Origin of the sequence: Streptomyces sp. NPDC048275, assembly GCF_040652275.1 — a bacterium.
Taxonomy (GTDB): domain Bacteria; phylum Actinomycetota; class Actinomycetes; order Streptomycetales; family Streptomycetaceae; genus Streptomyces.
In genome coordinates, this window is sequence record NZ_JBEZLR010000034.1 from 29,614 (window position 1) to 41,551 (window position 11,938).

Sequence of the window (11,938 nt, forward strand, 5' to 3'; positions counted from 1 at the left end):
TTTCAAGACCAGGAGTTCGCTATGCCCGTAGAGTTCATCAGCGCCGTCCACACCGACTCGGGAGCATCCGGTCCCGCCGCCAGTGCGCGTACCGGCTTCGACCCCGACTACGTACGCCGCTACGCCCGCGCCCTGGACGACGGGGGCTTCGACCACACCCTGGTCGCCTACCATTCGGCGTCTCCGGACGCCCTCCAGCTCGCCCAGTTCGTCGCCACGCACACCGAGCGCATCCGGCCCGTCCTGGCGCACCGGCCCGGCGTCATCTTCCCCACGCACGCGGCCCGCGCCTTCGCGACGCTGGACCGGATCAGCAACGGCCGGCTGTCGGTGCACATCATCTCCGGCGGCAGTGACGAGGAGCAGCGCAAGGAAGGGGACTACCTCAACAAGACGGAGCGGTACGAGCGTTCGGACGAGTACATCCAGATCCTGCGGAAGGTGTGGACGGCGGACGGGCCGGTCTCGCACGAGGGCAAGCACTACCGGTTCGAGGGCTTCCACTCCGACGTACGGCCGGTCAACGGACTCGTCCCGATCTCGGTGGGCGGTTCCTCGCAGGACGCCTACCGGGTGGGCGGGCAGCAGGGCGACATCTTCGGGCTGTGGGGCGAGCCGCTGAAGGAGACGGCGGAGCAGATCGCGGCGGTCAACGCGGTCGCCGATGCCGCCGGGCGCCCCCATCCCCGTATCTGGGTGTCGTTCCGCCCGATCATCGCGCCCACCGAGGAGCTGGCCTGGGAGAAGGCGCACCGCACGCTCGGCGTCCTCAAGGAGCAGGCGGCGGGGACCGAGCTGCTGCGCCACTACCGGACGGCCGGGCGACCGGCCAACGTCGGCTCGCAGCGGCTCCTCGACATCGCCGAGCGGGGCGAGGTGCACGACCGCTGCCTGTGGACGGCCCCGGCCGTCGCCACCAACGCCGCGGGCGCCTCGACCGCGCTGGTCGGCACCCCGGAAACGGTCGCGCGGGCCCTGCTCGACTACGTCGACATCGGCTGCGACCTGCTGTCGATCCGCGGATACGACCCGCTCAACGACGCGATCGACTACGCCCGTCATGTCCTGCCGCTGGTCCGGCAGGAGCTCGCCCACCGCGCCGCGACCACCCAGGCCGCCTGATCCCCTCTTAGACCGACCGGAGGCCCGGGTCGACGCCGGCGACCCCTCGTACACCCCCGAACAGGCACTCGGGGCGCGCGTGCCGGCCGACCGGCACGGGGTGCGGGCCGTGGAGCTGGCCGTGCGTCTCCTCGGCAACCCAGGGCTGTCCCGTGGGAATCCCCTGGAGCGGCACTTCCGCGACATCCAGTGCGCTCCCGTGCATGCGCCCCAGGAGGACATCTCCCTGCTCACGATAGGAACGAAGGCATTGAGCGACACGAAGGCACTGGACCTGTGACGGCACCCGCGACCACCACGTCCGCCCAACTGCTGGGCCTCCTTGCCCGTGACCTGCCTCCCGACCGGCTGACCACGGACCCGGTCACGCTCGCCGGGTACGCCACCGACCGTTCCGGCACCCGGCCCGACGGCATCCCGGCGACGGTCGTCCATGCCCGGCGGACCGAGGACGTCACCGTCACCCTCCGGCACGCGCACGCGCTGCGGGTGCCGGTGGTCCCGCGCGGCGCGGGCACCGGTCTGTCGGGCGGGGCCACAGCCGGTGAGGGCGCCCTCGTCCTCGATCTGGCCGGCATGAACCGCATCCTCGAACTGTCGCCGGACGATCAGCTCGCGGTCGTGGAACCCGGCGTGATCACCGCCGAGTTGGATCGCGCCGCGGCCGCGCACGGGCTGCGCTACGCGCCCGATCCGGCGAGCGCGGCCCTGTCCACGATCGGCGGGAACATCGCGACCAACGCGGGCGGGCTGCGCTGCGCGAAGTACGGGGTGACCCGGGACAGCGTGCTGGGCCTGGAGGCGGTCCTCGCGGACGGCACGGTCGTGCGCACCGGCCGCCGTACGGTCAAGGGCGTCACCGGCTACGACCTCACGGCCCTGCTCACCGGCTCCGAGGGCACTCTCGCGGTGATCACCTCGGCGACGGTGCGGCTACGGCCCGTCCCCGTGGCGACGGCCACGCTCGCCGCGTACTTCGCCTCTTTCGAAGCGGCCGCCGAGGCCTCGTACGCCATCGGGCGGGCCGGGGTCGAGCCCGCGCTGGCGGAACTGGTGGACGGGCCGGTGCTGCACGCGATCGACCCCGCGCTGCGGGAGCGCGGCGCGGCCCTGCTGCTGGTGCAGTGCGACGGCGCGGGCGCGGCGGCCGAGGCGGCGGCGGTCAGCCGGCTCCTCGCGCCGCGGGCCACGACGGTCGAGACGACGTCGGACCCGGCCGAGGCCGACGCGCTGCTCGCCGCCCGGCGGCTCGCGCTGCCCGCGCTGGAGCGCCTCGGCCGTCCGCTGATCGAGGACATCGCGGTGCCCCGCTCCCGGCTGGCGGAGGCGGTGCGGGAGATCCGCGCCATCTCCGTACGCCATGACGTACCCGTCTTCACCATCGCGCACGCGGCGGACGGCAACCTGCACCCGATCATCGTCGTGGACCCCTCGCTGCCGGGCCTGCCCGACGCGGCCTGGGAGGCGGCCGGTGAGATCTTCGCCCTGGCGCTGCGGCTGGGCGGCACCCTGACGGGCGAGCACGGTGTGGGAGTCCTGAAGCGCCAATGGGTGGCGGACGAGCTGGGGCCGGTGGCTCACACCTTGCAGCGCCGGATCAAGGACGCCTTCGATCCGCTGGGCATTCTCAATCCGGGCAAGGGCCTGTAGGGGCTCCCTTGTGGCGGTCGGCTGTCAGGCCCGCCCGGCCAGCAGGGTGCGTACGCCCTCGGAGTCGAAGGTCAGACCGTGCGGTGAGCTCGGATCGATGGTGAGCGACAGATCGTCGGACGGCCACTGGGACGCGAGCGCGCCCAGCGGAACCAGGCGGTAGCGGGAGACGAACGGCAGCAGTTCGGCCATCGCCGGCTCCGAGGTGAACACCGGCACCACCTGCTCCCCTCCCGGCTGCTCCAGAACGGGCAGCGCGACGGCCGTGGGATCGGTGGCGGTCTCCTCCTCGGCGTCGTCCGGCACGGGGACCAGCACATCGCTGGCGGCCAGCATGGCCAGTGCCGCCGCGTCCCCGCCGTGCTCGGCGAGGGTGTCCAGGGCTTCCTGGGCCGGCGTCGCGGCGATGGGTCGGGGGTGGTCGTTCGAGGGCGTGTTCATGACGGATCTCCGGGTGGTGGCTGACAGGCTGCCCGGGACGCATGCGGTCCCAGGCACGGCTCTCGTCGCGTACCCACCCGGGGGCGAGGCAATCCTGCACCACGTGCCAACAACCCCTGCCCAGCAGGACACACACGACGCCGAGATCGAGACAGGCCTAACGGAGTCCTGGTGGCGACGGTGTGCCGATGTCATGTCACCTGGCCCTCATGCCTCGTGTCCGCCGGCCACCTTTCCGATCACACCGGCCGTCGCCCGGTCCTCGTCGCGGCGCTCCTGTCCGAACTGGCCGCGGCGGCCCTCTTCCTCGTGTGGCCGGCCCTTCCCGGCCTTCTCCTCGCCCGTTTCGTCACCGGACTCGGCGTGGGCATGGCCACCCCGACCGCCACCGCCTACCTCCAGGACCTGCACATAGGGGCGCGGCCCGGGTCCGGGCAGGGCCGCTTCGAGGCCGTATCGACCGCGGCGAACGTCGGCGGCCTCGGCGTGGGACCGCTCGTTGCCGGGCTGCTGGCCGCCTATGCCCCCGCCCCGGTCCGTACGCCGTACGCCGTCTTTGCGGTGCTCCTCGTCGCCGGGATCGCCTCCATCATGGCCCTGCCGGAGACGGTGGACCGTCCCGCCCGCCCCGTGCCCTACCGCGTGCAGCGGGTGCGTCCGCACGGCGGCGCCGGGCTCTTCTGCCTGGCGGTCGCATGTGCCTCCGCGGCCCTGGCGATCTTCGGGCTCTTCACGTCCCTGGCGCCCGGATTCGTCGCGACCACCTTGCACCAGAGCTCGCCGGCCGTCGCGGGTGCCGTGGTCTTCGCCGTCTTCGCCGCCGCAGTGCTGGGTCAGAGCCTCACCGGCGCCCTGCGGCCCGCGGTGCGCCTCGGCATCGGCGTCGCCGCGGAAGCCGCTGGATGCGCCGCCGTCGCCGCGGGAATGGTGCAAGCGGACCCGGCTCTCTTCATTGCGGGAGCCGTCATCGCCGGGATCGGCTCCGGCACGCTCTTCAAGGCCGCGGTCGCGCTGATCACGGGGGCCGCGCCCGCAACTGGCCGCGCGGAGGCCCTCGCGACCTTCTTCCTCGCCGCCTACACGGGTCTCGTCGTCACCTCCCTCGGACTCGGCCTCGCCGCACAACTGGCCACCCCGACGACAGCGACGCTGTGGTTCTCCGGCTTCCTCGCCGTCCTCCTCACCGCGATCGCCCTCCTCAGCAGGGCGGACGGTGCGGGTCGCCACCGGCCCGCACCGTGACCCGTCCTCCCGTCCGCCACCGACGCCGCAGCACCCACGTCCTGACCGACACGTACGCAAGGAGAACAGAACTCATGACCACGACGACCATCCGCCCCCTCACCGGCTTCGGCACCGTGAGCGGGGTCCCCTGGCTCCCCGACGGCTTCACGGACGTCTTCGAGAACTCCCTCGTCCGCGTCGGCGAGGTGGGGCTGCACACCGTCCAGGGCGGCGCAGGACAGCCCCTCCTCCTCGTCGGCGGCTGGCCGCAGAACTGGTACCTGTGGCGCTTCGTCATGCCGCGCCTGGCGGAACACTTCCGCGTCGTCGCGGTCGACCCGCGCGGCGTCGGACGGTCCGACAAGCCCCACGGGGGATACGACACCGGCACCGTGGCGGCAGAACTCGTCGCCCTCATGCAGGCGCTCGGCCACGAACGCTTCGCCATGGTCGGACACGACGTCGGCATGTGGATCGGCTACGCCCTCGCCGCGGACCACGGCGACGCGGTCGAACGCCTCGCCCTGCTCGACGCCACCATCCCCGGACTCGCGCCCGACATCCCCGTCTTCGGCCCCGAGGCACAGAACGACCTGCTGTGGCACTTCGTCTTCAACCGCAAGCGATCCGTCAACGAACAACTCGTCCGCGGCCGCGAACACATCTATTACGGTGACCAGTTCCGCCACAAGGCCGCGCAACCGCTGCCGGGCTCCGCGGTCGGCTTCTACATCGAAACCCTCGCCCGCGACCCCGAAGCGCTGCGCGCCAGCTTCGACTACTACCGGGCCACCGACGACAACATCGCCCAGAACAACCGGCGCAAGCCGCATCCGCTCACCATGCCGGTCCTCAGCGTCGCCGGAGCCCGCGGACAAGGCGAACGCCTCGGCGCCCTCCTGGGCCCCGTGGCCGAGCGGCTCGACAGCGTCGTCCTGCCCGACAGCGGGCACTACGTTCCCGAAGAGTGCCCCGACGCCCTCCTCGACCACCTCCTCCCCTTCCTCCATCACTGATCCCGCCCCCAGCCGGACCCTGGCACCGCGGGCCGGACTGATCACAGGGAAGCGTTCTTACCGGCACCCCGGGTAGCTCTGCGTCCTCCACTCTCAATCGCGGGCTCCGGTCGGATGCCCCAGGCGAGTCCATAACGGTGCTAAACGTTACAAATATGCGATGTTCACATTTGTGGGATTCGGCAACAAGGGCGGAGTACGCCTCTCGCCGGGTGCTGCCGACGTATGGCATCGAGGGCGCTGCGGGCCTGCGCGCGTCAGGCCGTCGGGACACGGCTCGCGAGCACGCCCAACAGCGATGGAGGAAAACCATGACTGACCCTGCAATCACCGCCCGCGTCTCCGACAACCCGGTCCGCGACCTGCCATTGCACGACCTGGCCGGCTTCACCCACCGTTGGGGCGACGCGGGCGGTGTCCGACTTCATGCGGTTGAGGGCGGTCAGCCGAACGGCTCAGCCGTCGTGCTGCTCGCTGGATTCCCGCAGACCTGGTGGGCCTGGCGAAAAGTGATGCCCGGCCTGGCCGACCGATTCCACGTCATCGCGATCGACCTGCCAGGCCAGGGCCACTCCGAACGCCCGGACGGCAGCTACGACACGCACACGGTCGCCGCGTACGTCCACGCCGCGGTGAAAGCGCTCGGAGTTTCGACATACTGGCTGGTCGCCCACGACATCGGCGCGTGGGTCGCCTTCTCCCTCGCCTTGAAGTACGAGAGCCAGCTGCGTGGCGTCGCACTGCTCGACGCCGGAATCCCGGGCATCACATTCCCCGACGCCATCCCGACCGACCCCGAGGTGGTGTGGAAGACTTGGCACTTCGCATTCCATCTCGTGCCCGACCTGCCCGAGACACTGCTCACAGGCCGCGAACGCGAGTACGTCGGCTGGTTCCTGAGGGCCAAGACCCACTCCCCCGACGCCTTCGACGACGCCGAGATCGAGCAGTACGCCGCGGCCATCGCCGCTGACGGCGGACTCCGCGCCTTTCTGGCCTACTACCGAAACGCCGCCGAATCGGCGCGGAAGAACCACGAGGCCCTTGAACAACAGCACCTGACGGTGCCGGTTCTCGCGATTTCCAGCAGCCACGGCTCCATCCCTGACATGGCAGCTTCCCTCAGGCCGTGGGCCGACAACGTCACCGGGGTTGTCGTGCCGGACGCAGGACACTTCATCCCGGACGAACAACCCGACGCCGTCGCTGCCGCTCTAGCCGGTTTCCTCGCTGAAGGCGATTGACGCCGGCCAAAGGGAGGGCAGCTTCCACTACCTGGTGTCGCGGCCGATCACATCTGACGCGGGTGTCGGGCCCGGGCGGTGAGTGTCCGGGCCCCACCCGGTTACTTGAGGTACGGCCCGTCGCTCCCGATCTTCCCGGGACCGTTCAGCACGTACACCCGGAGATTGCCCTTCCCGGGAGCCGCCACGGACAGCGTGCCGTTCGAGACGGTCTGCACGGCGCCGGTGACGGCGTCGGTGTAGGTCCCGTTCGGGATGCCGGTGAACGTCGCGCCGCCGGTGACCGTGACGAGCGCGAAGCTGTCCGTGGAACCGCTGGTGTAGCGGCGCTTGTAGGCCATGGAGCCGCTGATGCCGTCGGTGGAGTACTGGCCCATCTGCAGGGCCGGTATCGCCCGGCGGATCTGGTTCAGCCGTTGAAGGTGCTTGACCAACGGCTGGGCGAGTGTCGTCGCGACCTCGCCGCTCGCCGAGTCGACCTTCCCGAAGTCGGCGGCGGTGACGGATCCGGCGAGGTGGTCGCCGTAGTACGCGCGGCCGGTGGACGCCAGTGGGCAGGTCGGGCCGCAGTCGATCTGCTTGCCCTTCTGGAACTCGATCTCCGAGCCGTAGTACAGGGTCGGGATACCGCGGAAGGTCCACATCAGCGCCATGTTCTCGGCCCAGGCGTCGGTGCCGCCGCTGTAGCGGGTGCTCGACTTGTTCGGACCGTAGTCGTGACTGTCCACGTAGACGACGTTGTACGTGGCGTCGTTGACGGAGTCGTCCGAGTCCTTGCCGTTGCTGTAGGCGTTCTGCGCGTCGCCGAAGTTCATGTGCATACGCATGTCGATGATGTTCATGCCGGAGAACTGGCTGCGGTCGGGAGTGTGGTAGCTGTTTCCGTTGAGGAAGGCGTTGGTGGAGGTCGGCTGGTTGCCGGTGCCGAGGTTGTTCTCGTAGGTGAACTGCTCCAGGGCCGCCGCCTCGTCGTCGGCGCTGTACTCCTTGCGTTCCTTCCAGGTGTAGAACTGCGCCGAGTGGTTCACGGAGCCTCGGTTCCACTTGTCGTTGACGAAGGCCGCGACCTCGCCGAAGACAAAGAAGTTCTTCGCGGCCTCGGTGCCGAATTTCTGGGTGACGCGGTCGTAGATGGCGGGCAGGAAGCGGCGGTTCCAGGTCACGCGCGGGATGTGTACGGCCGTATCGACGCGGAAGCCGTCGACGCCCATGTCGATGTACTTGTCGTAGGCGCCGATGAGGTAGTTCTGGACGGCCGTGTTCTCGGTGTTGAAGTCGGCGAGGTCCTCGTGCAGCCAGCAGGAGCGGGCGTCCTCACCCTCCCAGTTGCCGATCCAGCACTGGTGGTAGAGGGCCTTCGGGAACATGCCCGAAGTGGGGCTGGGCCACTGACAGTTGTAGAGCGTGTAGCCCTCGGCACTCTTGCCGCCGGTGGGTGCACCCCAGTTGAGGCAGGTGTTGCCCGAGGGTTCTGTCGTCGACCACAGGTCGCCGTTGTAGTACGACTTCCCGGACTTGGGCTCGACCGTCAGACCGTCGTACTCGAAACCGTCGCTCTTCTCGTCGTAGTACCAGCTCCACTGGGAGTCACGGACGCCGTACACGGTCGGTGTGAACAGGCCCTTGGCACCCCAGCGGGAGCTGTGGTTGTAGACCACGTCCTGGTAGATCTTCATCCCCTTGGCGTGCGCGGCGTTGATCAGGTCCTGGTAGGAGGCGCCGGCCGACTCCAGCCGCGGATCCACCTTGTAGAAGTCGTAGCCGTGATAACCGTGGTAGTCGTAGTCCGAGCGGTTGAGGGCCACCGGCGTGACCCAGACCGCCGAGAAGCCGAGCGCCTTGATGTAGTCGAGCTTGTCGACCAGGCCCTTGAAGTCGCCGCGGAACATGGGATCGTTGCCCGCCGCGTTGCCGGACTTGGTGTGCTGGCTGCCGCCGCGGTTGTTGGAGCTGTCGCCGTCGTGGAAGCGGGCGGTGAGGACGAAGTAGATCGGGTCCTTGCGGGGGTCCGTGCCCAGCGGGGTGCCGGAGGCCGGCTCGGGTGCCTGCTCGCTGGTCGTCGCGGTGGCCTCGGCGGAGGCGGGCGAGGTGTTCCCGGCCGCGTCGACGGCCTTCACGGTGTACGTGTAGGTGGTGTTCTCCTCAAGTCCCGTGTCGGAGTGCACCGTTGAGGCGATGTCGATGACGACCGTGCCCTTGGTACCGCCCGTGCGAGTGATCTGATACTTCGTCACCGCAGTGTTGTCGGTCGACGCATCCCAACTCACCACCACCGAGGTGTTGGTGGCGCTCGCGGTGACGTCGGTGGGTGCGGTCGGGGCCTGAGTGTCCGGCGGCACCGCGGCACACGGGTCCTCGGCGTTCGCCGTGACCGTCCTGTCCTTCACGGTCGTGGTGCCGGTCGCGATCGTGTAGTCGGCGCTGTTGTTGTTGTCCCAGACGCCGTTGCCGTTGTTGAAGGCGGCCCTCAGTGATGTCGCCGTACCGATGTCGAGGGTCTTTTTCCACCAGCCCGTGCAGGCGCTCTCCATCCCGACGCCGGGGGCTGTCGTCCAGGAGCCGCCCGTGGGCGCGTAGTGGATGTTGGCGGTGGTCCAGCCGGAGGTGGCGGTGGAGTAGTAGACGGTGGCCTGGTTTCCACTCCCGGTGCCGGTGTCGGCGCACGGGTCGCTGTGGGCGATCACTCCATCCTTGACGGTGATGGTGCCGGTGCCCAGCGCGTAGTTGTTGCCGCCGTTGTTGTCCCAGGTGCCGCTGCCGTTGTTGAAGGTGGCCTGCAGACCGGTGGCCGAACCGAGGTCGACGGTCTTCTTCACCCAGTCCGTGCAGGCCGATTCCATCTGGGTGCCGGGCACGGTGGTCCAGGAGCCACCGTCCGGCGCGTAGTGCAGATACGTCGCCGGCCAGCTCTTCGTCTTCGTGTAGTAGAAGACAGTCGCCGTGTTGGAGGCGGCCGCGGCCGTCTTCGCCATGGGGACGGAGTCCGTGTCCGGCGAGAGGGGTCCTAGTAGACCGATCGCCGCCACGAACGCCACCAGCGAGCGGCGCGGTGGGCGGCGGGGCGTGCGTCTCCTGAGGTTCATGAGCGTCTCCAAAGCGGGGCGGGGAGTGGGGAGTTGCTCTGCAAGAAGAACCGGCAAGTTCCTGTAAGTCTTTGCAGCGCGGAAGCTACAGGTGCATGACAGTGACGTAAAGAGCTCTCACGGCCTCCGAGGGCAATGGTGAAAACAGACCAGTAGTGGTGACCGGCGCCCACGCGCCGGGCGGGCCCTGCCGCCTACCGTGGGCGCATGCCGATGCAACCCTGGTTTCCCGACGCCAAGCTGGGCGTCTTCATCCACTACGGCGTCTACGCCGTGGGCGGGGCAGCCGAGTCCTGGTCGTTCTACACGGGCGAGATGACACACGAGCAGTACATGAAACAGCTCGAAGGCTTCACCGCGTCCCACTACGATCCGGACGCCTGGGCCGAGCTGTTCGGCCGCATCGGCGCCCGCTACGCCGTGCTCACCACCAAGCACCACGACGGCGTCGCCCTCTGGGACACCGACCACCGCAATCTCGACGTCGTCCGGGACACCCCGGCCGGCCGCGACCTGGTCACCGGCTTCGTCGACGCGCTGCGTGAGCGGGGCCTGAAAGTCGGCCTCTACTACTCGCACTCCGACTGGAACCACCCCGACTACCCCAGCATCCGGCACGTCCGGCCGGGCGAACCGCCGAGCCCCTTCTCGCACGCCGAGCCCGGCAAGGAGGACCCGGCGGCCTGGGAGCGCTATCTCGCCTACCGCGACGGCCAGGTCGGCGAGCTCATGGACCGCTTCCGGCCCGACCTGCTCTGGTTCGACGGCGAGTGGGAGCGCTCCGAGGAACAGTGGCGGATGAACGAGCTCGCCGACCTGATCCTCGCGGGCAACCCCGACGCCATCCTCAACGCCCGCATGCTCAGCCGCGGCGACTACGCCACACCGGAACAGGGCGCCCCGCTCCAGGCTCCGGACGGCCCGTGGGAGCTGTGCCTGACCATCAACGACTCGTGGAGCTACCGGCCGCACGACCGCGACTTCAAGTCGGTACGCCAGTTGGTGCGTTACTTCACCGAGACGATCGGCATGGGCGGCAACCTGCTGCTCGGCGCCGGTCCCCGCGAGGACGGGACCATCCCCGAGGAGCAGATCGAGCGTCTGGAGGGACTCGGCTCATGGATCGGGCGGCACGCGGACGCGGTGTACGGGACGGTCGCCGGGCTGCCCGCCGGGCACCACTACGGCCCCAGCACCCTGTCCGCCGACCGGCGCACGCTGTACCTGGTGTGCTTCGACGCCCCGCGTGACAACGTCTCGCTGCGCGGCCTGCGCAACAGCGTCAAGCGCGTCACCGTCCTGGGCACCGGCACCGAACTGGGCCACCACGTCACCGGCGGCCTCGACGCCGTACCCGGTGTGACCTGGATCGACGCACCGGCCGCGGCCGACCTCGACGAGTACGCCACCGTGCTCGCCGTCGAGTTGGAGGGGGAGCTGGACCTCTATCGAGGCGCCGGGCGCGACTGACGCGGGAACGCGGCCGGCTCCGTGTCAGGAGGACGGAGCCATGATCGCCCGACTGGCGAGAAAGGTGAACGGTACGGCCGCCACGGAGGCGAGCAGGGCCGCCGTCCGGGACCCGCTGTGGCACACCTCGACCAGGACGTGCAGGGCGACCGTGGAGACCACGAGGTTGGTGAGCGTGGCCAGCGGAAAACGCAGGAACTTCCCCCAGGTGGGGCGCGTCCGGTAGGTGAAACGCGCATTGAGGAAGAACGAGATGAGCGTGGCTCCCGTGAAGGCCAGGAGATGGGCGGCCAGATAGGGAAGGAGCACCAAGAGGGCCAGGTAAAGGCCGTAGTACACCGCGGTGTTGAACACGCCGACCACGACGAACCGCAGGAACTGACCAACCATCGGCCGGTCAGCCGGCGTATGCCTCGGCATGGTTGACAGGGGTGGCCCCTCAAGGCTGCGGCGGGATCGTCCGATCATCTCTTCTTCATTGAAGCACGGCAGGCGGAGCCCGCCGAAGGAGGAGCGGTGCCGTCAGGATGAGGAGGTCGGCGATCGCGATCGCGGTGCGGGGGGCTGGTGAAGTCGGCCGGCAGGCCCGACAGCACGCTCGCAGTGCTCACGCGCACTCGCTCACCCGGCGCGGCGACCACCCGCGCCTGGCGCGCACCACCCTCTGCGACCACCTCGACTCCGGCCG

Annotated in this window: 10 protein-coding genes; 7 read left to right on the forward strand and 3 right to left on the reverse strand. The window is 69.6% G+C overall.

The genetic code is table 11. From position 1 onward, the window contains the following. The first annotated feature begins 21 nt into the window (after positions 1–21). Genes AB0D57_RS21245 through AB0D57_RS21255 form a run of 3 tightly spaced genes read left to right on the forward strand, consistent with a single transcriptional unit; the run spans position 22 to position 2,772 of the window. Positions 22–1,122 carry an LLM class flavin-dependent oxidoreductase gene (locus tag AB0D57_RS21245; protein ID WP_362074888.1) on the forward strand — a complete coding sequence of 367 codons (1,101 nt, stop codon included), beginning with the start codon at positions 22–24 and terminating at the stop codon, positions 1,120–1,122. Next, the gene (locus tag AB0D57_RS21250; protein ID WP_362074891.1) at positions 1,061–1,402 is read left to right on the forward strand and encodes an acyl-CoA dehydrogenase family protein; all 342 of its coding nucleotides are present in this window, start codon (positions 1,061–1,063) and stop codon (positions 1,400–1,402) included. The genes AB0D57_RS21245 and AB0D57_RS21250 overlap by 62 nt, the downstream gene beginning before the upstream one ends. Continuing rightward, positions 1,399–2,772 (forward strand): FAD-linked oxidase C-terminal domain-containing protein, encoded by a 1,374-nt coding sequence (locus AB0D57_RS21255; protein WP_362074894.1) that lies wholly within the window; start codon positions 1,399–1,401, stop codon positions 2,770–2,772. Before AB0D57_RS21250 ends, AB0D57_RS21255 begins: the two co-directional genes overlap by 4 nt. A gap of 24 nt (positions 2,773–2,796) precedes the next feature. On the opposite strand, the gene AB0D57_RS21260 is transcribed toward AB0D57_RS21255, so the two are convergent. Further along, positions 2,797–3,213 carry an SseB family protein gene (locus tag AB0D57_RS21260; RefSeq protein WP_362074897.1) on the reverse strand — a complete coding sequence of 139 codons (417 nt, stop codon included), beginning with the start codon at positions 3,211–3,213 and terminating at the stop codon, positions 2,797–2,799. Between the two features lie 216 nt (positions 3,214–3,429). On the opposite strand from AB0D57_RS21260, the gene AB0D57_RS21265 reads away from it, so the two are divergent. From AB0D57_RS21265 to AB0D57_RS21275, 3 genes are all read left to right on the forward strand, one after another. Continuing rightward, complete coding sequence (locus AB0D57_RS21265) at positions 3,430–4,455, forward strand: MFS transporter (protein ID WP_362074900.1); 1,026 nt, start codon at positions 3,430–3,432, stop codon at positions 4,453–4,455. A 74-nt stretch (positions 4,456–4,529) separates the two neighbouring features. Next, on the forward strand, positions 4,530–5,453 hold the full coding sequence (locus AB0D57_RS21270) for an alpha/beta hydrolase (protein ID WP_362074903.1): 924 nt from the start codon (positions 4,530–4,532) through the stop codon (positions 5,451–5,453). 311 nt (positions 5,454–5,764) lie between these two features. Then, a complete protein-coding gene (locus AB0D57_RS21275) occupies positions 5,765–6,697 on the forward strand; it encodes an alpha/beta hydrolase (protein ID WP_362074906.1) in 933 nt (310 codons plus the stop codon). A gap of 101 nt (positions 6,698–6,798) precedes the next feature. Here the strand turns inward: AB0D57_RS21275 and AB0D57_RS21280 are convergent, their stop codons facing one another. Further along, positions 6,799–9,780, reverse strand: a complete 2,982-nt coding sequence (locus AB0D57_RS21280) for a carbohydrate binding domain-containing protein (RefSeq protein ID WP_362074909.1) — start codon at positions 9,778–9,780, stop codon at positions 6,799–6,801. A gap of 207 nt (positions 9,781–9,987) precedes the next feature. Between AB0D57_RS21280 and AB0D57_RS21285 the strand changes: the two genes are divergently transcribed. Further along, complete coding sequence (locus AB0D57_RS21285; protein ID WP_362074912.1) at positions 9,988–11,250, forward strand: alpha-L-fucosidase; 1,263 nt, start codon at positions 9,988–9,990, stop codon at positions 11,248–11,250. A 24-nt stretch (positions 11,251–11,274) separates the two neighbouring features. Here AB0D57_RS21285 and AB0D57_RS21290 read toward each other — a convergent pair whose 3' ends face one another. Continuing rightward, complete coding sequence (locus AB0D57_RS21290; protein ID WP_362074915.1) at positions 11,275–11,640, reverse strand: GtrA family protein; 366 nt, start codon at positions 11,638–11,640, stop codon at positions 11,275–11,277. Positions 11,641–11,938 lie beyond the last annotated feature (298 nt).